Source organism: Pseudomonas sp. FBCC-B545 (assembly GCF_059134095.1).
This window is the reverse complement of record NZ_CP101441.1, coordinates 4,445,270-4,466,512: the sequence shown is the minus strand read 5'-3', so window position 1 is coordinate 4,466,512 and position 21,243 is coordinate 4,445,270. Positions and strand designations below refer to the sequence as shown.

The following is a 21,243-nucleotide window of genomic DNA, read 5'->3' as shown; positions in this document are numbered from 1 at the left end:
TAAATATGAATACTTCCGTTGCCGCAGTAATAGTGCTTTTTAAACCTGATCTGATCGTGCTTGATAGGTTGCTGCTCAGCATCTATGAGCAAGTGCAGCTTGTGTACATTATTGATAATACCCCCGGGTCAAGTATTGAGGATTACGCGGGCAGGTTTGATGATCGGAAATTGTTTTATAAATCCCTCCACGATAATTATGGTATCGCCCGTGCACATAATGTTGGTGCTCAGTTGGCTGAAAGTGAAGGCTATTCACACGTTTTGCTGCTCGACCAAGATAGTGAGTTATTACCTGGCACCGTTCAAACATTGTTAGCTGAAGAAAAGAAGCTGCTCGATAAGGGCGTTAAAGTTGGTGCAATAGGGCCCGTGTTCGTCGATGAAAAAACAGGCGATGCTGCCCCTATACTTAGGCCATCATTTTTTGGCACTAAGAAAATTGATATTGATTTAAGTTCTACGTTACCTGTGCTCAGTAACTATATTATCGCTTCAGGGTCATTGATCCGCGTTAGTGTTTTTAAGGTGGTCGGGTTGATGCAGGAAGATTTATTTATTGATTGGGTCGATATAGAATGGGGAGAGAGAGCTTCTTCAGTAGGTTATGGTTCATATTTGACTCCGTTTGTGACAATGCGCCACAGCATTGGTGACGAGTTTGTAACTTTGATGGGTAAGCGAATTACGCTACACAGCGACTTTAGGAATTACTTTATTGTCCGAAATGCCGCTTATCTTGCCATATGGAGTAAGGCACGTATTCAAACACGCCTCGAGTTTGCGCGAAAGGTTCCTTATTATATTATTTGTTATACCCTGTGTTCAAAGAGGAAATTTTACTCTGCGAAGTTGTTGTGCCAAGCTTTCTATGATGGCGTAGCGAGAAATATGTTTAAAGGCAGATTTTGATGTTGTACTTGTTGGTTTTTTTGACTGCTTTAATGTGTAGCTTTTTTTCTTTGGTTCGCAGCCAGGAAAATTTAATAGTGATTTCACGCGCTTTGTTTGCGCTTTTGTTTTTATTTTTGGTTCTCTTTGCGGGGCTGCGTGCGCCAGATGTGGCACCCGATTATTCAAATTACATTGACTGGTTATATCGAGTCGGCAGCTCATCCGAGTCCATTTTTGAAGAATTTAAGGATCCCGGGTTCTTACTTGCTTTCGGTTTTATACATTGGCTTGGTTTTCCGGATTATATATTTTTCTGTTTCGTTGCATTTATTTCCTTGTATGCTAAGTCAGCATTTTCAAAGATAGTCTTGCGTGGATTTTTCTCTTACTTGCTTTTTTTTATGATCTTGTCTCGATTCTACATCGTTCACGACATGGTTCAAGTTCGTGTTGGCGTCGCGATAGCGTTCGCTTCTTGCGGCATAATATTTTTTTATATAGGGCAGACAACCAAGGGTCTAGTTTTATATATTTTAGCGCTTAGTTTTCATCTTTCGGTCATAGTATTTGTCCCCTGTTTTGCTCTGGTAGTGTTGGGGTTTAGATACATTGGACGAGTCGGTATTGCTATTTTATTAGGTTCGGCTTTCGCGTTGAGCACTTTGATTTCTGGTTTTGCTGATCGTCTAGCTGGGTTTAGCCGTCTGGCACCTTATATTAATGGCGAATATCATACGAGTGCACTGTCTTTATTGTCCTTCTACTTTATTTCTCGCATGACGCTAATTTCGGCGATTTTGATTATGCTTTATCAACGACTTACAGATGTCGAGCGCTTTATTTTAAGTCTGTCTGCCGTCGGTTTGGTTTTGCAGATTTCTCTTTCGTGGAATGATTCATTTTCATTGAGGTCTGCCGAAATTTTCGGTTTTTTCGATATGGCGTGTTTTGTCATGCTGATGCGATTATTTGACTATAGAAGTAGAGTTTTCTATTGGTTAGCTCTTGTGGGGATGTCTGCCGTTTTCTATTTCTCATCGTTGAAAACGGTTGAAGATTATCATTGGATATTTTCTTGAATTTTACGAAGGTATATTGTGAGTCCTAATTTTCTTGTTCTTCTCGCTGCTTATAACGGCATGAAATGGATATCTGATCAGGTTCATTCCATACTCAATCAGAATGGGGTTTCGGTAACGCTGATCATCAGCATTGATAGCTCAAATGACGGAACGGAGGAGTGGGCTATTGCGTTGTCGGAGCGCAATCCGCGAGTCTTCATCCTTGAAACGGGCAAAAAATTTGGTGGCGCAGCCCCTAATTTTTTCCGGCTAATCAATGAAGCCTCGCTCAAGGGATTTGATTATTTTTCTTTTGCTGATCAAGATGATATTTGGTTGCCTAATAAGTTAATTGAGGCTGTTGAAGCTATGTCTTCCGCAGGTGCTGAGGGCTATTCAAGTAATGTCACCGCATTTTGGCCTGATGGCAAAGAAAAACTCATCGTCAAGTCGCAGCCACAAGTGCAATTTGACCATCTGTTCGAGGCCGCTGGGCCTGGTTGTACCTATGTCTTTTCAAAAGAATTGTTTCGTGATTTGCAGAAACATGTTTCTAATCAGTTTTGGGAAGTTCAAAGCGTTACCCTTCATGATTGGTACTGCTATGCGTTCAGTCGTACTCATGGGTACAAGTGGATCATAGATAGTCGCTCTCACATGCTTTATCGGCAGCATAGTAACAATCAGGTTGGAGTGAATACAGGCCTAAAAGCCTTTAAAGCTCGCCTATCGCAGGTTTTCAACGGTTGGTGGCTAAATCAAGCCGCTTTGATTTCCAAGTTAGTCGGTGTTGAAAATACTCCTTTCGTGCAACGTTGGATAAGCTTGCGCCGGGTCGCCCTCATTCGCCTAGCCTTCTCTGGTTATAAATGCCGTAGGCGCGTACGCGATAAGATCGTATTTACAGTGTTGTGCGTTATACTGGCAATTTTGAGACAAAAGAAATGACCAGAATAGTGGTTACCGGTGGTAGCGGATTTGTGGGAAAGCGCTTAATTGAAAAACTCGTAAGCGTTGCTGATTATCAGGTAGGCGCGATTGTCCGTCAGGTCCCCGCGCAACCTCTCAGCGCTGTGATTTATCATCTTGTGCCCGATTTTGCCACTATCGATACGCATCACAATGCGTTAGAAGGCGCTGAAGTCGTGATCCATCTAGCGTCACGTGTCCACGTCATGAACGACACTGAGCTTGATCCTCTGGGTGCTTTTCGATTGGTGAACGTCGGATATACACTGAAATTGGCGCGCAGTGCGGCGGCGGCTGGTGCTAAGCGGTTTATCTTCATAAGCTCGGTAAAGGTCAATGGAGAGGGCTCCGGGCCTGGGTGTCCATACCGTGAAAATGACGTTCCTGCCCCTGTTGACCCGTATGGTATCTCCAAGATGGAAGCCGAAGCAGGCTTGCGCCTGATCGCTGTCGAAACAGGCCTGGAAGTTGTAATTATTCGTCCAGTACTCGTGTATGGTCCTGGTGTGGCCGCCAATTTCGAAAGCATGATGAAATGGTTACGAAGAGGTATACCGTTGCCATTCGGTGCGATACATAATCAGCGCAGTCTGATCGCTTTGGATAATCTGGTCGATTTTATTATGACGTGCGTCAGTCATCCTGCGGCTCGCAACCAAACCTTTTTAGTGAGTGACGGCGAAGATGTTTCCACTACGCAACTACTACAAAAATTGGCAAATGTGTTAAACAGTCCAGCACGACTACTGTCTGTGCCTGAGTGGGTGCTGAAAGCTGGCGCTAAGTTTTTGGGTAAGAAAGCTCTTTCTCAACGGCTCTGTGGTTCTCTTCAAGTAGATATTACTAAAGCTCGCTGCATGTTGGAGTGGAACCCAGTGATCAGTGTAGATCAGGGATTACGCAAGACTGCAGAGCATTTTCTGAACGAGCGAAATAAATGAAGTATTGGTATGTTTTTCCTGTAGTTGCGCTGGCAGCTTTGCTTTTGACGTCGGTTTTAAGACGATACGCGTTGCGGCGCAGTATTATGGACGTCCCCAACGAACGAAGCTCCCACTCAGTTCCAACTCCTCGGGGTGGGGGAGTTGCGATTGTTATGACGTTTTTGGTTTCCTTAGTCTTGCTAGGATATCTCCAAGTACAACCTTATGTCTGGCTAACTGGGTTACTAGGCTCTGGCGGCTTAGTCGCAGTGATCGGTTTCATGGACGACCATGGGCATATTGCTGCACGCTGGCGCCTGTTGGGGCATTTTGTTGCGGCGCTATGGGCGCTATTTTGGCTCAATGGATTACCAACGTTCAGTATTCTAGGATTTTCTATTGATTTGGGTTGGATAGGTCATGCGCTTGCAGCATTTTATCTAGTATGGATGCTCAACCTTTACAACTTTATGGATGGTATAGACGGCCTAGCCAGTGTTGAGGCAATCAGTGCCTGCTTAGGGATGTGCGCCATTTACCTTTTTTTCGGTTTTGATAATTTGATTTGGGCTCCAGCAATACTTGCGATGGCAGTAGCCGGCTTTCTTTTTTGGAACTTTCCCCCGGCTAAAATATTCATGGGCGACGCAGGTAGCGGTTTCCTGGGGATTACGTTGGGTATCCTGTCGCTCCAAGCGGCATGGGCTGAGCCAGGCTTTATCTGGGCTTGGCTGATTATGCTCGGCATATTCATTTGCGATTCGACCTTTACCTTGGTTCGCAGATTGCTGCGAGGGGAGAAGGTATATGAGGCCCACCGAAGTCATGCTTACCAGTTTGCATCGCGTAATTTTGGTAGACATTTACCTGTTACAATGGCCGTGCTTTGTATAAACATTTTTTGGTTATTGCCGATTGCTTTTTTAGTCATGGAGTTTCGATTCACAGGTTTTGTTGGATTGGTTTTTGCCTACGCTCCGCTCATTTATTTGGCGGTTAGATTTAACGCGGGCGCAGTTGAGCATTCTAACGTAAAGTGAGTTGAAAGTTTTGGTCTTAATAGTGTGCCCAAGGCACGCGGTAAGCGTCTCTGTACGCTCAGAGGCAGATAATAAAGAACGGCGGGTAACTTATGGATAAAGTCAGATTATTTCTATTGGGCCTTTCGCGCCGACAAAAGCGTTTCATCCAGGTTGGGACGGACGTAGTGCTGGTCTGGCTGTCCTTGTGGATGGCTTTTCTTGTTCGCCTAGGCATTGACGAAATGATAAATCCCGTCAGCCGCCACCTCTGGCTGTTTCTCGTTGCCCCAGTGGTATCCGTCCCTCTGTTCATTCGCTTCGGCATGTATCGTGCGGTAATGCGTTATTTTGGTAATGACGCATTAATAGCAATCATCAAAGCCGTTAGCTTGTCAGCCCTTATCCTTGGTGTAGTTGTTTATTGGTACAGCAATCATCAAAACGTGGTTCCACGGTCGATCATTTTTAACTATTGGTGGCTTAGCCTAATCATGATTGGTGGGCTGCGCCTAGCGATGCGTCAGTATTTTCTGGGCGACTGGTTTGCCGCATCGCAACACGTGCCGTTCACCAATCGTGACAATGGTCTACCACGTGTTGCGATTTATGGGGCAGGTGCTGCGGGTAACCAATTAGTCGCTGCTTTGCGCATGGGTAGAGTGATGCGGCCGGTAGCGTTTATTGATGATGACACCAGTATCGCGGAGCGTGTCATTTCAGGCCTGCAGGTCTACAAACCCAAGCACATCCAACGCATGATCGATGCCACTGGCGCGCAGGAGATCCTACTTGCTATACCGTCTACCAATCGTGTTCGCCGGCGTGAAATCCTTGGTTTTCTCGAAGGCTTTCCACTACATGTTCGCAGTGTCCCGGGGTTTATGGACTTGGCCAGCGGTCGGGTTAAGGTGGATGACATTCAGGAAGTTGACATCGCTGACTTACTTGGACGTGATGCTGTACCTGCGCAGAACGAGTTGCTGGAACACTGTATTAATGGGCAAAGCGTACTGGTGACAGGGGCCGGTGGGTCGATCGGTTCAGAGCTCTGCCGGCAGATTCTTACCTTGCGCCCGACCATATTGCTGCTGCTTGATCACGGCGAGTTCAACCTATACAGCATCCTTTCGGAGCTGGAGCAACGTATCACTCGCGAGTCGCTGCCAGTGAAGTTGTTGCCGATTTTGGGATCTGTGCGCGATCATTCCAAATTGCTGGATGTGATGAGCACATGGCACGTAGACACTGTTTACCATGCTGCGGCTTACAAGCATGTCCCGATGGTTGAACACAATATCGCCGAAGGTGTGTTGAATAATGTAATCGGCACTCTTAATACAGCACAGGCAGCGTTGCAGGCTGGCGTATCGAACTTTGTGCTGATCTCCACTGACAAAGCGGTGCGCCCGACCAATGTAATGGGTAGTACGAAGCGCCTAGCAGAGCTGACCTTGCAAGCTCTCAGTCGTGAATTGACGCCGGTATTGTTCGGCGACGAGTTGAACATCTCAAGAAATAACAAGACCCGCTTTACCATGGTGCGTTTCGGCAATGTCTTGGGCTCTTCGGGCTCTGTAATTCCGCTTTTTCACAAGCAGATCAAGTCTGGCGGCCCGCTCACGGTGACCCACCCCAAAATTACTCGCTATTTTATGACGATTCCCGAAGCTGCACAGTTGGTGATTCAGGCTGGGTCGATGGGGTTGGGCGGTGATGTGTTCGTTTTGGACATGGGCGAGCCAGTTAAAATTGTCGAACTCGCAGAGAAAATGATTCATTTGTCTGGCTTGAGTATTCGCTCTGAGAAGAATCCTCATGGAGACATTTCAATTGAGTTCTCGGGGTTGCGCCCAGGCGAAAAGCTTTATGAGGAGTTGCTTATTGGTGACAACGTAGTCGCAACGCAACATCCTATGATCATGAGTGCTAACGAAGATCACTTGGTTTGGGATGCTCTTAAACTCAAACTGAAGGAGCTGCTGGTAGCGGTGGAGCAAGATGACTATCCACGCGTTCGCCAGATATTGCGCGAAACTGTAAGCGGCTACGCCCCAGACGGCGAAATCGTCGACTGGATCTACCAGCAAAGACGTCTGGAACCGTGAGGGTATTCGAACCACTCCGTTTTGATCATATTATTTAATGACTTAGCCGCTTCCGAGCGGCTTTGTTGTTTCGTAAGCGCTTCATGAACCTCACCTAGTTAAAAGTGGATGGCGCGTTTAACTGTAAGCGATCCATCACCTACACATTCAAAGCCTCAAGTTGAAATCTGATGCTGTGCTCCCGATCCTTTTCTGGAGCCAGCCTCTCGTGATGCGACCCGACGCCAAAGTCGAAAAAGCCTACCTCTACCCCAAGCCCGTGGATTTTCGAAAATCCATTGATGGCCTCGCCGCTCTGGTCGAGCTGGACATCAAAGTGGCGATGTTCGACCCTGTGCTTTTCGTCTTCCTCAACAAGCCACGCAACCGAGTGAAGATATTGTATTGGGAGCGCAACGGCTTCTGCCTCTGGCTCAAGCGCCTCGAATCCGAGCGTTTTAAAACTTCGCCCGATGCCAGCGACGAGGCGATCGTTCTGACGGTCCAGGAACTCAACTGGTTACTCGATGGTTTTGACCTTTGGCGCAACCGCCCTCATCAGGTTTTGACCCCGCGCTACGTAGCCTGACCCGGTATAATCCGGGCCATTATTTCCCTGCCCGACGACCTTCCTGATGATCCTGTTTTGCTCAATCAACTGCTGCTTGAGGCACTCAGTCGCCAGGAAGACGTGGCCCAGGCTTATCAAACCCACATCGTCGACCTGAAAGAACAGATCAAGTTGCTGCGCGATCGCTTGTTCGGGCGCAAGTCCGAACAGACTGTCGAGCCCAACACGCCGCAACTGGCGCTGTTCAACGAGCTCAAAAGCGAGCCGATGCCGCTCGTTGATGACCCTGACGAAGAAGCCGTTGCGCCGACGCCGCGCCGTGGCAAACGCAATCCGTTGTCGGCCGATCTGCCGCGTGTCGAAGTCAGCCACGAACTGCCCGAACACGAACTGACCTGTGCATGCGGTTGCCGCAAACACGCCATCGGCGAAGAGACCAGCGAGCAACTGGACATCGTGCCGATGCAGATTCGGGTGATCAAACACATCCGCAAGGTCTACGGCTGCCGGAGTTGTGAAACTGCACCGGTCACGGCTGATAAGCCTGCCCAACTGATCGAAAAGAGTATGGCCAGCCCAAGCGTGCTGGCGATGGTGCTGACTACCAAGTACGTCGATGGCTTGCCGTTGCATCGCTTTGAAACCGTGCTTAGCCGACATGGCGTCGAGATTGCGCGCCAGACTCTGGCTCGCTGGGTGATTCAGTGCAGCGAACACTTCCAGCCACTGCTGAATTTGATGCGCGACCGGTTGTTGGAAAGTCCGGTGATCCACTGCGATGAAACTCGCGTCCAGGTGTTGAAGGAGCCGGATCGCGATCCGACTAGTCAATCCTGGATGTGGGTGCAGGCCAGCGGCCCGGCCAATCGAAAAGTGGTGTTGTTCGACTACACCTCCGGCCGCGCGCAGGACGTGCCGTTGTGCTTGCTGGACAGTTACGCGGCTACGTGATGACCGATGATTACGCCGGCTATAACGCCTTGGCGTTGCAGCCTGGCGTGAAACGTCTAGCATGCATGGCCCATGTGCGACGCAAGTTCGTGGATGCGCAAAAAGTGCAGCCCAAGGGAAAAACCGGGAGGGCAGATATCGCGCTGACGATGATCAACAAGCTGTACGGCGTCGAACGCGAATGCAAAGACACCAGCGATGAACAACGGTTTATCGCTCGTCAGTAAAAGAGCTTGCCGATCCTGGGCCAACTGAAAAGCTGGCTGGACAAGACCCAACCGCAAGTCACGGCGCAAAGTGCACTGGACAAGGCGGTACATTATCTGGCGAACAACTGGAGCCGGCTGGAGCGTTACGTCGAAGCCGGTTTTTTACCCATCGACAACAACGCCGCTGAAAGAGCGATTAAGCCGTTTGTCATAGGGCGTAAGGCCTGGCTGTTCAGCGATACGCCCAAGGGCGCCACGGCCAGCGCCCGGATCTACAGCCTGGTCGAGACCGCCAAGCTCAACGGCTAGGAGCCCTATACGTGGCTGCGCCACGTACTGGAGCGGTTGCCGTATGCCTCGACGGTCGAAGACTACGAAGCTTTGCTGCTGTGGAACTGCAAGCCTGGATCCCACAGCTAAACGCGCCGCCCACTTTTGACTAGGTGGGGTTTATGGAGCGCTTACTCCAATTCGGCTAGCGCGGCCAGGCCATCAATGGACTTTCGGAAGTCCACGGGCTTGGGGTAGAGATAGACTTTTTCGACTTTTGCGTCGGGCACATGAGTTGGTGGTTCCAGAGGGAATCGGGAGCACAGCATCCGGGATCATCTGGCCGCTTCGAATGTGGGGTTCATGGAGCGGTTGCGATTGTTTTCTCCACGAAAGGTGTGTCCTCCGTGTTCAGGCTGGTCCTGAATCTACAAGGATCAACAAAAACTGCAAGCACAGGGAATGCGTCAGTTACCATTAACGGTACTCCGGTGGCAACAATACCTGTCGCCCAGCTTGGAACCGGGTTGGTGAAACTAGATATACAGCTGCAGACCATTGCCCCTGCGGACACCTACACCATCAACCCCGCTGACACCTGCGGCGACATGGGGTTTGCGTCGGCGGTGTTTGAGTTGCAAACGGTAGAGTCATGACGCAGGATCTAGCAAAATAGCCGATGTCGCAGACGGCAACCGATGATGGTTGCCGTCCACCCTAATTCGAGGCTCAGTCCGGAATGAGCGGGTGACTACGATCGCGGACATCCCTTAGTGTATTGTTTGGCTCCACTGGAAAACTCATAAATCATGCAAGTTACGATTTCGCCCGACTCCAGCTCAGTCTGCCAAATACTCACGCCTCCACCAGATTCAGCACGAATCATCCCGGAGGAGTAGGGTTGATTATCAAGCTTGAAGGTCCTGTATTGATTGTCTTCTAGAGACGAAACGTCTAAATCTAAGCCTGTCTCCTTACCATCCTTCGTTGTGAATGTGACCTTGGCCGCCCCTTTGTTTTTGCGTACGTGTGTTGCAAACAGAACGCTAACAGAACGTAGGGGTGCGTCGCTTTTCAGGTGCTGTGTGTCGAAGCGTAAAATTATTGGATCGGCTGTCGACAATTGCGCGCTGGGTGTAATTTTTGCTGGAATGACTGGTTGTTGCTCGGCCCCAATGAAATATCTGGATATTAAAAGCGAGCTAGTAACGTACGTTGAAAAGAGGAATAGGATGGCTAGCATTCCTGCGTTCAAATATCGGATTGCGACGTATTTTTTGTTTTGGTCGTTTCCTATTGAATATGCGAATAAAAGCGCCGGTATGAGTAGATACCTACCTTGGACCCCCTGGATTAGCGTAGCTGGGTGTTGTAATGCGTTCCACTGTATTAGGAGCGCTACAAAGGTTAATCCAATAGATGCAATGCCACACGCAATCAAAAGCGCTATGTAAATGCCTACGTTCTTTACCCTGGCTGTCAGAATGGATAGCGCGAGAATTATAATTATCAGGGTATATATAGTTTCGTATGTTGTTAATGAAAACTTGGTATCAAGCCAACCTAGAATACCCACAAAGGATTGCAAATAGAACGTTCGGAGCGTGTCATCCATAATCGTGTGGAATATTACTCGGGCGAGCGCTATAGGGTCCTTTATGTAATAGGCAGCTATTGTAGCCGCAGATGGCGCCCCCTGGAATGTAATGTTGGTAGTTAGCTTTATCGAAACTAACATCCAAGATATCACGAATACCAAACAAGCCAAGCTTGCCGCAAGAACTTTTCTATCTCGTGTATAGAAGTAAGATGCGAATATTAAAGCGAAAAGTGGCAATGCATGCGCTCGACTTGACGTTACTATTAATACGCAAAATATCAAAGTGTAGCTTAAATATTTCTTTGATCTCTGCCGGTCTATTGTTATTCGTGAAAAACATGAAATGGCAAGTATAAATATTGCTGTGGATATTCCATCTATTGTCGCTGTGGAAAATTGAAATAGGCTCATTGGCAGCACCAAAAGCGCTACAGCTATGATTGGTGGGCGATGAATTGAAAATGCCCATGCCAGCACTAATGCTGTGCTGACAAGCACGAAGAACCTTGCCATTCTATAAGATGTATCGACAGTGAACCCGAATGCCTCTCCAGCGGCTAACCCTATCGCCTGCGGCGTATAAATCAAGGGGAAGTAATATCCTGTTCCTGACGGAGCGTCGAATTCTTTATGTCCAGTCCATCGCAAATTGTTAGCCTCATCTATCTCCACTTGTGACATTTTGGTATCAGGTCTGGAAATAAATTTGCTGTAAGCTTGCAAGTAGGCACGCAGGCCTGAATCAATCATCCCCCCCGAGGAGCTACCCTCGGGTGTTTCAAGCATTAATTGGCCTTTGCCAAGCAGGTAAATTCTTTCCAGATGCGCTCCTTCGTCGGGCGACTGAAGAGGGGGTATTAGCATTGATAAAATAAAACACGTCATGAAGATTGCGGCGGTTAGCGGCGCCCATGGCACGTGCCGCTTCATCGTGGTTTGAGGTGAACCCGTCATGGTTATTGTATTCTCCATCATGATCTAAACGTCCTTAAGCTTTTACAGTAACTACAATGCCCACAATTATAAGCGCGACGCCAACCATATATTGTGGCTGAAAGCGCTCGCCGAAAACGAAATGGCTACCAATCGGGACTATTACAAATGCCAAAGCCATGAGGGGATATATCTTTCCAAGGTCCGCTCGCTGCAACACGTAGACCCATAGAATAGTTGTCAGTCCATATAGTGCGAACGCAGAGAAAAGAACTGTCAGAGTTTGCATGTCAAACCATGATCCCGACTTACTAAGAGATGATGAACTCATCTTGAATAAGATCTGGCCGGCGGCAATTCCAATTACACAGACTATAGCTAACAGATAAGTCACTTCAAGCTCCTTTTCTTGTGAAATGGTCGTTTAGGTATTGATGCAATATCATATCCGATAAATGCAAGCAATAACTGTACTCCGAGTATAAGAGGGAGCGATGAAATCATTACCTTACCTGCTGTAGCTGGCGTTCCTTGCTGTATGGATTCAATCCATCCAGAGATACCGTACGAAAGGCCAAACAATATCAATAGAAGGCCGATAGGTAGCTCAAGCGAAGCCAGCGACATGTCGCGTAAGTAATAGTTGTAGAAAATTCTCTTGCCAAAGTTTCTAACGTGTTTTACGAAGAACTCACCCACTATCTTTGAGATTTTGAGGTTTGATTCCTCGTCCTCGTATTTTGCTTCCATTGGCATATCTACGACTACTGCACGGACAGTGTTTAATCTGAATAGTATGTCAGTCTCGAAAAAGTACCGCTTACTGATTTTTTCAAATGGAAGATGTTTGGCTACGTCGGCATGTATAGCGGTATAGCCATTGGTTGGGTCGAATAAATCCCAGTAGCCAGACGACATTTTTGTCATGAAAGAAAGCACAGCATTGCCAAAGAGTCGAATTCTTGGCATCGCTCGGACGCTTTCCAAATCGAAAAATCGGTTACCCTTCGTATAGTCAGCGTGACCTGAGATGATTGGCTCAACGAAATATGGAATTAGACTAGGGTCCATTTGCCCATCACCGTCCACTTTGACGATGATATCAACGCCTTCTTCAATGGCAGCTCTGTAACCAGACATAACTGCGCCACCCACACCCTGGTTTACCTCATGGCGAATTATTCTGACGCGAGGATCATCACAGTGCGCCTCCACAAAGTCTCCTGATTGCTCAGGACATAGATCATCTACGACGTAGATTCTTTCTACCTCATTTCCTATCCCGGAAATCACTTCAAGTATGTGTTTCTTGACCCTGTAGCTAGGGATGACAACCGCAATGCGTTTATCGGCTTCCATTAAATAAGTCTCGCTTAGTTGGTAGAACGGGTGCTGGTTAGCAAGGTCGATGGAGAGCCCTTCGAATTCCGTTTGCTGGTCATAACCGCTCCATAAAATGCTCAATTTCGTAGGGTGAACACGTTGGGGCGGAGGGCAATGATCGCTTTTTTTTTACCAAAAGTCCCGTATCAGATACTTATGGCTATTGGGCCGAACGTGTGTGATGACGGTTAGGAGCTGCCTCGCTCGGTCGGGCGGTTTCATTGTGACTTTACGACTGCCTTCGTGAATCGCGGTTGCGCACTGTTTGGGCATCGTTGCAGTGAGTGTCAGGCGCATTTAGCGAACGGTACAAATTCCCGCTCGCATGAGGTGCTAGGAACCGTGAGTTAACACTCTGTTACTCACCCATTTTTGACACCCTCCACCCATCGCCTAACGTAGAAAAGCAGCTTCGGAAAGCTGCTTTTTCTCACACCGATGTCATGGAGCGTCACCAATGCAAAACTTCTATATCTCGTCTCTCGTCTTCGCCTTCCTCACCTCCCTCTCCGTCGCCACCATCGCTGCGCCTTCCATCGAGCCGGAAGCCCCCACCCCGATCGCCGCCCAAATGACCAAGGCCGGGCAGTCCTCCAAGGTCAACCTCAACGCCGCCAATGCCGAAACTCTGCGCCGCGACCTGTTGGGTATCGGCGCTTCCAAGGCGAAGGCAATCGTTGCGTATCGCGAAAGCAACGGTCCGTTCACGGCGGTGGATGAGTTACTGGAAGTAAAAGGCATCGGCAAAGCATTGCTAGAGAAGAATCGCGACAGATTGGTTATTAATTGAAGATGCGAAAATAGTCCTGAAGGCCGGTCATTGACCGGCCTTTCCTTTATCGGGCTTGCGTCTATTTCTTTTCAATCATGCATTGGCATGAAACGTGATTACATCCAACTCAACGGTTGTTCAACAATCTTGAGATAAACATGACGCTCAGCTTGTCTTTAGCCGACCAAATCGCCCTGGAACTACGCGCCGACATAATCGGCGGCCGGCTGTTGCCAGGCATGCCGCTGGTCGAGGTGGAGTTGGTCAAGGCCTACAACGCCTCGCGCAACACTATCCGTGAGGCGCTGCATCGTCTGGGCCAAGAGGGCCTTGCTCGCTACGTCCGCAATAAGGGCGTAATGGTTCGGCGCCTGGAGCGGGCAGAAGTACGTGACCTCTTCGTAGTCCGCCGCACCCTGGAATTGCAGGCCATAGCCCAAAGCGGCCCGCTGACGGACGCTCAATCAGGGCGTATGCAAAGCGCTATTGAGGCCACCACCCTGGCTCGTGAGCGTGAAGATTGGCGAGCAGTGGCCACCCACAGTCTGATGTTCCATCAACAGATTGTTGCGTTGATGGCCAGCCCGCTGTTCGATGAGTTTTTCGCCCAGGTGATTGCCCAGTTACGCCTGGTGTTCTGCGCAGCACCTGACGAGCAACGTTTCCAGTCGCCTTGGTTGGAGCGCGATCGAGAGATATACGGCTTATTAGCCGAGCACAACAGACCAGCAGCCAGCGAGGCAATGAGCCTTTACCTGGACGATTCCGAACACCTTTCCCTCGCCCTGTTTGATCACCCTTGATGGAGGAGTGCCCCATGTACAAAGACTATCCCGCCGCGTACCAGGTCAGCAAAGGTTCGGCATTGCAGGTGGATACGGCGTTCTATGAGCGTATTCGTGATCAGAAAACCCAGCGCACGTTGATCGAACAGTTCGAGGTACCGATCCGTACGGGCAGGGCATGGAAAGTACCGGCCGGGCACGTGTTCCGTGTGACCACACCAGTTGGACCGCAGGTAGGCGACTTCAACGTATGGAACGCCAATGACCCACGGGAGCGTTTGTGGGCTGCGCGCACGAGGCAATTGCAAGGCGCCCATGTCAGCACTCACGACCGTCTATGGTCGAACCTGCCCTTTCTAAGACCCTTGGTCACCATCACCGACGACAGCCTCGCCAACTACGGCATCGATGAGCACGGCGGCCGCCTGCACGATTTGCTTGGCACGCGTTGCGACCCTTATGTGAACCGTATGCTGACCGGTGAGGACTTCCATCACCACTGCCACTCGAACCTGACCCGTGCGGTATTGCCTCATGGCCTGACTGAGTTCGACGTGCATGACGTGCTGAATATTTTCCAGTGCACGGGCCTCAATCACGATGACATGTACTTTATGAAAGCCTGTCCGGCGCAGAAGGGCGATTACCTGGAGTTCTTTGCCGAGATTGATTTGCTGTGCGCGTTGTCGACCTGCCCGGGTGGGGATTTGTCGCTGCCGATGTGGGGGCCGGATGCGCAGGACCCGCTGACGGTGTGTCGTCCGTTGGGGGTGGAAATCTACAGATTGGAGGATGAGTTGCTGAGCGGCTGGAGCCAACCGGAACGTGCTGCCTACAAGGGGCAGCACGGGTTGCATATTGCCAAGGCGGATTGGGAGTAACTTAAGGTTCAGCGATCCTGCGCATCCTTGGCATCCGCCTGCGCATTACGCTCGGCCACGCGTTTGCGTTGTTCGTCGGTGAGTTCCACTTTGTTGGCGCTGTCACGCAGCATCATCAGCCCACCGACGATCGACCCGATCGCTACCACCATAATCAACCACGCATACCACGGCATAAGGGCTCTCCTTGAGGCAGATGACCGTCGAAGAATTCTCCTACGGTGATAACTGCTTTGAGTAACGGGCGTTCTGAGTAGTTCATTGTAGGCCCGTTCTGCCTCGCAGGCCCTATAGTCCTGTCAACATCGCATCCGCGGGGGCATCGGCGCGGTCTTGTGCGGTGAGTTGGAAGTGGACGAAGCCCACCAGCATGAAGCCCAGGAAGATCAACCCGATCAGCGTATTGAACCAGGCCATTGCCACCAGGCACACCACCGCCAGTACCAATGCGATACCCGGCACGATGGGGTAGCCCGGTGCGCGGAAGGTGCGTTCCAGCAGCGGCTCGGTCTTACGCAGCTTGAACAGGCTGAGCATGCTCATGATGTACATGACAATAGCGCCGAACACGGCCATGGTGATCATGGCGGCGGTCAGGGTCATGCCGCCCAGGTTGATCAGGCCATCGCTGTAGATGGCGGCGATGCCGACCACGCCGCCTGCGATGATGGCGCGGTGGGGTGTCCGAAAGCGCGACAGTTTGGCCAGGAAAGATGGCAGGTAGCCGGCGCGGGCGAGGGCAAAGAACTGCCGCGAGTAACCGAGGATGATCCCGTGGAAGCTCGCCACCAACCCGAACAGGCCAATCCAGACCAGCATGTGCAGCCAGCCGGAGCTTTCGCCGACTACGGTTTTCATCGCCTGGGGCAGTGGGTCGTTGATGTTCGACAAGGTGCGCCAGTCGCCCACGCCACCGGCGAAGAACATCACGCCCATGGCCAGGATCACCAGGGTCAGGATGCCGCTGATGTAGGCTTTTGGAATCGTGCGCTTGGGATCTTTGGCTTCTTCGGCCGCCATGGCCGCGCCTTCGATGGCGAGGAAGAACCAGATGGCGAAGGGGATAGCGGCAAACATCCCGGCAATTGCCGGCGCGCCGAAGGTGTCGGAACCGGCCCAGCCATTGAGGGCGAAATTGCTGAAGCTGAACGCCGGGGCGACCACGCCCATGAATACCAGCAGTTCGGCGACGGCGAGTACGCACACCACCAGCTCAAAGGTAGCGGCAAGTTTTACACCAAGGATATTCAGGCCCATGAACACAATATAGGCGCCAACGGCCGCGTGTTTCGGGTCCAGAGCCGGGAATTGCACGTTCAAATAGGCGCCAATGGCTAAGGCAATCGCCGGCGGAGCGAACACGAATTCGATCAGGGTCGCCAACCCGGCAATCAGGCCGCCTTTCTCACCAAAGGCACGACGACTGTAGGCAAACGGCCCACCGGCATGGGGAATGGCGGTAGTCAGCTCGGTGAAACTGAAGATAAAGCAGGTGTACATCGCGGCGACCATCAATGAGGTCACCAGGAAGCCCAAGGTGCCGGCCACGCCCCAGCCATAGCTCCAGCCGAAGTACTCACCGGAGATCACCAGCCCGACGGCGATACCCCATAAATGCAGGGTGCCCAAGGTGGGTTTGAGGTGTGTGGTCATGGTGGGGTGCTCCCTGAAGGGGTTGGAATGATTCAGGGTGTTGCAGTGGACATGCCACTTTCCAAAGTGCTGTCGTAAAGCGGTGCGAGTGTCGCTGGCGGGATGGTTTGGCGTTTGAAACTGTATGGCGATGCACCAGGTGAGGGCGGTGGTGGCTGGGCTGACGCCATCGGGAGCAAGCCCCCTCCCACATTTTGATCGCGTTGCCAACGCGTGCCTGCAGGTGTGCCTGGCCCAGTGTAAACCCAGCATAAAGCCATTCTTTACGCCATCTTTACGGCCCTCCCACCCCCTCGCTCTCGTTCCTTTACACCTCTCCTGCGGACAATGGCTCACACGCGGCACTCGGCCGTTAAACGGAGAAACTTCCATGAGCGTTCTGGACGGGGTGTCACTGCTATTGGCCGTGGCGCTGTTCATTTATCTGCTGGTTGCGCTGTTACGCGCGGATCGGAACTAGGAGCAGGGCTATGCACAGTTATGACTATTGGCTGATCATCGCCTTCTTTGCCGTGGTACTGGTGCCGGCACCGTTCCTGGGGCGGTTCTATTACAAGGTGATGGAAGGCCAGCGTACCTGGCTCAGCCCGGTACTGGGGCCGGTGGAAAACGCCTGTTATCGCCTGTCGGGTGTGGATGCACAGCAGGAACAAAGCTGGCAGAAGTACATGCTGGCCTTGCTCGCATTCAACCTCGCGGGCTTCTTGCTGTTGTTCTCGATCCTGTTGTTCCAAGGCTCCCTCCCGCTCAACCCGCAAAAACTGCCGGGCCAGGAATGGACCCTGGCGTTCAACACTGCCGTCAGTTTCATGACCAACACCAACTGGCAGAACTACAGCGGTGAGGCGTCCCTGAGCTACCTCAGCCAGATGGTCGGCCTGACGGTGCAGAACTTCGTCAGTGCGGCGACTGGTCTCGCAGTCCTGGTCGCCTTATGTCGTGGGATTGGTCGCAAATCTGCCCAGACGCTGGGCAATTTCTGGGTCGACATGACCCGCGCCACCCTCTACGGCCTGCTGCCGTTGTGCCTGGTGCTGGCGCTGTTCCTGGTGTGGCAGGGCGTGCCACAGACCTTCGCTCACTATGTTGACGCGATAACGATGCAGGGTGTGGATCAAGTGATTCCCCTGGGCCCGGCAGCCAGCCAGATTGCGATCAAGCAGTTGGGTACCAACGGCGGCGGCTTCTTCGGCGTGAACTCGGCGCATCCGTTCGAAGACCCTACGGCCTGGTCAAACTTGTTCGAAGTTGCCTCGATCATCCTGATCCCAGTGGCGTTGGTGTTCACCTTCGGCCATTACGTCAAGGACCTTCGTCAGAGCCGTGCCATCCTCGGTTGCATGCTGGCGCTGTTCCTGATCGGCGGCGCGACGTCGCTGTGGTCCGAATACCAGCCCAATCCAACCCTGAGCCACCCGGCCGTGGAGCAAACCGCGCCGCTGGAAGGCAAGGAAACACGCTTCGGCACCACCGGCACCGTGCTGTGGTCGGTGACCACCACCGCGGCGTCCAACGGTTCGGTCAACGGCATGCAGGACAGTCTCAGCCCCCTGAGTGGGATGGTGGCGCTGGTTAACATGATGGTCGGCGAAGTGATCTTCGGCGGCGTGGGTGCCGGCATGTACGGCATGTTGCTCAACGTGTTGATCGCCGTGTTCCTCGCCGGCCTGATGATTGGCCGCACCCCGGAATATCTGGGCAAGAAGCTCCAGGCCAAGGAAGTGCAATTGCTGGTGGTGACCCTGCTGGTGATGCCGGTCGGTGTGCTGGTGCTGAGTTCCATCGCCGCCAGCCTGCCAGGCCCGGCAGGGGCCATCAGTAACCCTGGCCCCCACGGGTTCAGCCAGTTGCTGTACGCCTACACCTCGGCCAGTGCCAACAACGGTTCGGCGTTTGCCGGCCTCGGCGCCAATACCGCGCTCCATAACCTGATGCTTGGCCTGGGCATGTTGATCGGCCGCTTTGGCTACATCCTCCCGGTACTGGCCCTGGCCGGCAGCCTGGCGATGAAGAAGGCAGCACCGATTGGCCAGAACAGCTTCCCCACCCATGGCCCGCTGTTCGTCACTTTGTTGACCGTGACCATTTTGCTGGTGGGCGGCCTGACTTTCCTGCCGACGCTGGCACTTGGGCCTATCGCTGAACACTTGAGCATGGCTGTTGCTAAATGAAGAGCCTAGGGGACATGAAAATGAATATGCCTGCAAAAAACGCGGCACCGGTCAAAACCCAGGAGCCTGCCAAAACCGCCATCTCGGCCCTCTGGCGCCCGGCACTGGTCCAGGCGTTCGTCAAGCTCGACCCACGCCAACTGCAACGCTCGCCGGTGATGCTGGTGGTCGAACTGACCGCCATCCTCACCACCGTATTGTGCTTTGTGCCCGATACCACCGTGCCGACCTTTGTTGCGGTGCAAATCGCGGTGTGGCTGTGGTTCACCGTGCTGTTCGCCAACTTCGCCGAAGCCCTGGCTGAAGGCCGTGGCAAGGCCCGCGCCGACAGCCTCAAGGCCGGCAGCGAAGGCTTGAGCGCTCGGCGCCAGGAGGCCGATGGCAGCTTCAAGGTGGTGCCGGCCACCAGCCTGCGCAAAGGCGATGTGGTGCGTGTCGCCGCCGGCGAAATGATCCCCGGTGACGGTGAGGTCGTCGAAGGTATCGCCGCGGTCAATGAAGCGGCGATCACCGGCGAATCCGCCCCGGTGATTCGCGAGTCCGGAGGCGACCGCTCGGCGGTTACCGGCAACACACGACTGGTCTCGGACTGGCTGCTGATTCGCATCACCGCCAACCCGGGTGAGTCCACACTGGATCGCATGATCGCGCTGGTAGAAGGTGCCAAACGCCAGAAAACCCCCAACGAAGTTGCGCTGGATATCCTGCTGATCGGCCTGACCCTGATCTTCCTGCTGGTGGTGGTGACCCTGCAGCCGTTCGCCCACTTCGCCAATGGCAGCTTGCCCCTGGTGTTCCTGGTCGCACTGCTGGTGACGCTGATTCCGACCACCATTGGTGGCTTGCTGTCGGCCATCGGCATTGCCGGCATGGACCGCCTGGTGCGTCTCAACGTGATCGCCAAGTCCGGTCGCGCCGTGGAAGCGGCGGGGGACGTGCACGTATTGCTGCTGGACAAGACCGGCACCATCACCTTCGGTAACCGCCGCTGCTCGGCGGTGGTCGCCGCGCCTGGCGTCAGTGGTCGGGAATTGGCAGAAGGCGCGCTGCTGGCGTCACTGGCCGATGATACGGCGGAGGGCAAATCCATCGTCGAATACCTGCGTGCCTTGCACCCGCAGGCCGAGCCGAGCCTGGATGAATTGACCGCTGTACCGTTCAGTGCTGAAACCCGTTTGTCTGGCGTTGACTACCAGGGCCGCGTATTCCGCAAAGGCGCGGTGGATTCGCTGCTGGCGTTTATCGGTCAGCAACGCAGCGAGCTTTTACCGCCACTGTCGCGGGAAATCGACAAGATCGCCCAAAGCGGCGGTACGCCTTTGCTGGTGTGTGCCGATGGCAAGTTGCTCGGTGCAATTCATCTCAAGGACGTGGTCAAGCCCGGCATCCGCGAGCGGTTTGCCGAGCTGCGCAAGCTGGGGATCCGCACCGTGATGGTTACCGGCGACAACCCGCTGACCGCCGCCGCAATCGCCGCTGAAGCCGGTGTGGACGACGTGCTGGCCGAAGCCACGCCGGAGAAGAAACTCGCGCGTATTCGTCATGAACAGAACGATGGCCGCCTGGTTGCCATGTGCGGCGACGGCGCCAACGACGCTCCGGCGCTGGCCCAGGCCGACGTCGGCATGGCTATGAACGATGGCACTCAGGCGGCGCGCGAAGCCGCCAACATGGTCGACCTCGACAGCGACCCGACCAAGCTGTTGGACGTGGTGCAGATCGGCAAGGAATTGCTGGTGACCCGTGGCGCGCTGACAACATTCTCCATCGCCAACGATGTGGCCAAGTACTTCGCGATCCTGCCGGCGCTGTTCGCCTCGATCTATCCGCAATTGGGCGTGCTCAACATCATGCACTTGCAGAGCCCGCAAAGCGCGATCCTGTCGGCCATCGTGTTCAACGCGCTGATTATCGTGGTGCTGATTCCCCTGGCCCTGCGCGGCGTGCGGGTGCAGGCGGCGAGTGCGGCGGCCTTGCTGCGACGCAACCTGCTGATCTACGGCCTGGGTGGGCTGTTGGTGCCGTTCGTGGGTATCAAGGCTATCGACATGCTGCTGACCGCGCTGCACCTGGTTTGAACTGGCCCCGTTGGTTTGCCGAATTATTGAGGAT

General features: G+C 52.6%; 19 protein-coding genes and 1 pseudogene. 15 read left to right on the top strand and 5 right to left on the bottom strand.

What is annotated here, in order from left to right:
• The first annotated feature begins 5 nt into the window (after window positions 1-5).
• The 9 genes and pseudogenes from NMB39_RS20645 (at window position 6) to NMB39_RS20605 (ending at window position 9,609) form a co-directional block, all read left to right on the top strand.
• Window positions 6-911, top strand: a complete 906-nt coding sequence (locus NMB39_RS20645) for a glycosyltransferase family 2 protein (RefSeq protein ID WP_494340139.1) — start codon at window positions 6-8, stop codon at window positions 909-911.
• On the top strand, window positions 911-1,972 hold the full coding sequence (locus NMB39_RS20640; RefSeq protein ID WP_494340140.1) for an EpsG family protein: 1,062 nt from the start codon (window positions 911-913) through the stop codon (window positions 1,970-1,972). The genes NMB39_RS20645 and NMB39_RS20640 overlap by 1 nt, the downstream gene beginning before the upstream one ends.
• Window positions 1,973-1,990: 18 nt before the next feature.
• Complete coding sequence (locus NMB39_RS20635) at window positions 1,991-2,902, top strand: glycosyltransferase (protein WP_494340141.1); 912 nt, start codon at window positions 1,991-1,993, stop codon at window positions 2,900-2,902.
• Window positions 2,899-3,864 carry a UDP-glucose 4-epimerase family protein gene (locus NMB39_RS20630; RefSeq protein ID WP_494340142.1) on the top strand — a complete coding sequence of 322 codons (966 nt, stop codon included), beginning with the start codon at window positions 2,899-2,901 and terminating at the stop codon, window positions 3,862-3,864. The genes NMB39_RS20635 and NMB39_RS20630 overlap by 4 nt, the downstream gene beginning before the upstream one ends.
• A complete protein-coding gene (locus NMB39_RS20625) occupies window positions 3,861-4,886 on the top strand; it encodes an MraY family glycosyltransferase (RefSeq protein WP_494340143.1) in 1,026 nt (341 codons plus the stop codon). Before NMB39_RS20630 ends, NMB39_RS20625 begins: the two co-directional genes overlap by 4 nt.
• 92 nt (window positions 4,887-4,978) lie before the next feature.
• Complete coding sequence (locus NMB39_RS20620; protein ID WP_494340144.1) at window positions 4,979-6,973, top strand: polysaccharide biosynthesis protein; 1,995 nt, start codon at window positions 4,979-4,981, stop codon at window positions 6,971-6,973.
• Between the two features lie 211 nt (window positions 6,974-7,184).
• Complete coding sequence (gene tnpB / locus NMB39_RS20615) at window positions 7,185-7,541, top strand: IS66 family insertion sequence element accessory protein TnpB (protein ID WP_494340574.1); 357 nt, start codon at window positions 7,185-7,187, stop codon at window positions 7,539-7,541.
• Between the two features lie 18 nt (window positions 7,542-7,559).
• Window positions 7,560-9,103, top strand: a pseudogene (gene tnpC, locus NMB39_RS20610) (IS66 family transposase).
• 380 nt (window positions 9,104-9,483) lie between these two features.
• Entirely contained in the window at window positions 9,484-9,609 is a 126-nt protein-coding gene (locus tag NMB39_RS20605) for a hypothetical protein (RefSeq protein WP_494340145.1), read from the top strand.
• 95 nt (window positions 9,610-9,704) lie between these two features.
• On the opposite strand, the gene NMB39_RS20600 is transcribed toward NMB39_RS20605, so the two are convergent.
• From NMB39_RS20600 to NMB39_RS20590, 3 genes are read right to left on the bottom strand one after another with little or no spacing between them, the layout of a single operon-like run.
• A complete protein-coding gene (locus NMB39_RS20600) occupies window positions 9,705-11,528 on the bottom strand; it encodes a DUF2142 domain-containing protein (RefSeq protein ID WP_494340146.1) in 1,824 nt (607 codons plus the stop codon).
• Between the two features lie 13 nt (window positions 11,529-11,541).
• Window positions 11,542-11,880, bottom strand: a complete 339-nt coding sequence (locus tag NMB39_RS20595; protein WP_217880576.1) for an EamA family transporter — start codon at window positions 11,878-11,880, stop codon at window positions 11,542-11,544.
• The gene (locus NMB39_RS20590) at window positions 11,877-12,845 is read right to left on the bottom strand and encodes a glycosyltransferase family 2 protein (protein WP_494340147.1); all 969 of its coding nucleotides are present in this window, start codon (window positions 12,843-12,845) and stop codon (window positions 11,877-11,879) included. The genes NMB39_RS20595 and NMB39_RS20590 overlap by 4 nt, the downstream gene beginning before the upstream one ends.
• Before the next feature lie 481 nt (window positions 12,846-13,326).
• Here NMB39_RS20590 and NMB39_RS20585 point away from each other — a divergent pair, with 481 nt between their 5' ends.
• The 3 genes from NMB39_RS20585 (at window position 13,327) to NMB39_RS20575 (ending at window position 15,307) form a co-directional block, all read left to right on the top strand.
• Complete coding sequence (locus NMB39_RS20585; RefSeq protein WP_494340148.1) at window positions 13,327-13,659, top strand: ComEA family DNA-binding protein; 333 nt, start codon at window positions 13,327-13,329, stop codon at window positions 13,657-13,659.
• Between the two features lie 140 nt (window positions 13,660-13,799).
• Window positions 13,800-14,444 (top strand): GntR family transcriptional regulator, encoded by a 645-nt coding sequence (locus NMB39_RS20580; protein WP_494340149.1) that lies wholly within the window; start codon window positions 13,800-13,802, stop codon window positions 14,442-14,444.
• Window positions 14,445-14,458: 14 nt separating this feature from the next.
• Complete coding sequence (locus NMB39_RS20575) at window positions 14,459-15,307, top strand: urea carboxylase-associated family protein (protein WP_494340150.1); 849 nt, start codon at window positions 14,459-14,461, stop codon at window positions 15,305-15,307.
• 8 nt (window positions 15,308-15,315) lie between these two features.
• On the opposite strand, the gene NMB39_RS20570 is transcribed toward NMB39_RS20575, so the two are convergent.
• Together NMB39_RS20570 and eat are read right to left on the bottom strand one after the other, a co-directional pair.
• Entirely contained in the window at window positions 15,316-15,483 is a 168-nt protein-coding gene (locus NMB39_RS20570) for a DUF2897 family protein (protein WP_003172675.1), read from the bottom strand.
• 112 nt (window positions 15,484-15,595) lie between these two features.
• A complete protein-coding gene (gene eat, locus NMB39_RS20565; protein WP_494340151.1) occupies window positions 15,596-16,960 on the bottom strand; it encodes an ethanolamine permease in 1,365 nt (454 codons plus the stop codon).
• Window positions 16,961-17,330: 370 nt separating this feature from the next.
• On the opposite strand from eat, the gene kdpF reads away from it, so the two are divergent.
• Genes kdpF through kdpB form a run of 3 tightly spaced genes read left to right on the top strand, consistent with a single transcriptional unit; the run spans window position 17,331 to window position 21,209 of the window.
• Window positions 17,331-17,420, top strand: a complete 90-nt coding sequence (gene kdpF / locus NMB39_RS20560; RefSeq protein WP_003218754.1) for a K(+)-transporting ATPase subunit F — start codon at window positions 17,331-17,333, stop codon at window positions 17,418-17,420.
• A gap of 10 nt (window positions 17,421-17,430) precedes the next feature.
• Window positions 17,431-19,131, top strand: coding sequence for a potassium-transporting ATPase subunit KdpA (gene kdpA, locus NMB39_RS20555; RefSeq protein WP_494340152.1), 1,701 nt, complete (start codon window positions 17,431-17,433; stop codon window positions 19,129-19,131).
• A gap of 20 nt (window positions 19,132-19,151) precedes the next feature.
• On the top strand, window positions 19,152-21,209 hold the full coding sequence (gene kdpB, locus NMB39_RS20550; protein WP_367236634.1) for a potassium-transporting ATPase subunit KdpB: 2,058 nt from the start codon (window positions 19,152-19,154) through the stop codon (window positions 21,207-21,209).
• The last annotated feature ends 34 nt before the right edge of the window (window positions 21,210-21,243 follow it).

Bases quoted from the DNA above. Each gene is read 5' to 3' on its own strand.
- NMB39_RS20645 (WP_494340139.1), top strand. From the start codon at position 6: ATGAATACTTCCGTTGCCGCAGTAATAGTGCTTTTTAAACCTGATCTG.
- NMB39_RS20640 (WP_494340140.1), top strand. From the start codon at position 911: ATGTTGTACTTGTTGGTTTTTTTGACTGCTTTAATGTGTAGCTTTTTT.
- NMB39_RS20630 (WP_494340142.1), top strand. From the start codon at position 2,899: ATGACCAGAATAGTGGTTACCGGTGGTAGCGGATTTGTGGGAAAGCGC.
- NMB39_RS20625 (WP_494340143.1), top strand. From the start codon at position 3,861: ATGAAGTATTGGTATGTTTTTCCTGTAGTTGCGCTGGCAGCTTTGCTT.
- NMB39_RS20620 (WP_494340144.1), top strand. From the start codon at position 4,979: ATGGATAAAGTCAGATTATTTCTATTGGGCCTTTCGCGCCGACAAAAG.
- tnpB (WP_494340574.1), top strand. From the start codon at position 7,185: ATGCGACCCGACGCCAAAGTCGAAAAAGCCTACCTCTACCCCAAGCCC.
- NMB39_RS20600 (WP_494340146.1), bottom strand. From the start codon at position 11,528: ATGATGGAGAATACAATAACCATGACGGGTTCACCTCAAACCACGATG.
- NMB39_RS20590 (WP_494340147.1), bottom strand. From the start codon at position 12,845: ATGGAAGCCGATAAACGCATTGCGGTTGTCATCCCTAGCTACAGGGTC.
- NMB39_RS20585 (WP_494340148.1), top strand. From the start codon at position 13,327: ATGCAAAACTTCTATATCTCGTCTCTCGTCTTCGCCTTCCTCACCTCC.
- NMB39_RS20580 (WP_494340149.1), top strand. From the start codon at position 13,800: ATGACGCTCAGCTTGTCTTTAGCCGACCAAATCGCCCTGGAACTACGC.
- NMB39_RS20575 (WP_494340150.1), top strand. From the start codon at position 14,459: ATGTACAAAGACTATCCCGCCGCGTACCAGGTCAGCAAAGGTTCGGCA.
- NMB39_RS20570 (WP_003172675.1), bottom strand. From the start codon at position 15,483: ATGCCGTGGTATGCGTGGTTGATTATGGTGGTAGCGATCGGGTCGATC.
- eat (WP_494340151.1), bottom strand. From the start codon at position 16,960: ATGACCACACACCTCAAACCCACCTTGGGCACCCTGCATTTATGGGGT.
- kdpF (WP_003218754.1), top strand. From the start codon at position 17,331: ATGAGCGTTCTGGACGGGGTGTCACTGCTATTGGCCGTGGCGCTGTTC.
- kdpA (WP_494340152.1), top strand. From the start codon at position 17,431: ATGCACAGTTATGACTATTGGCTGATCATCGCCTTCTTTGCCGTGGTA.
- kdpB (WP_367236634.1), top strand. From the start codon at position 19,152: ATGAATATGCCTGCAAAAAACGCGGCACCGGTCAAAACCCAGGAGCCT.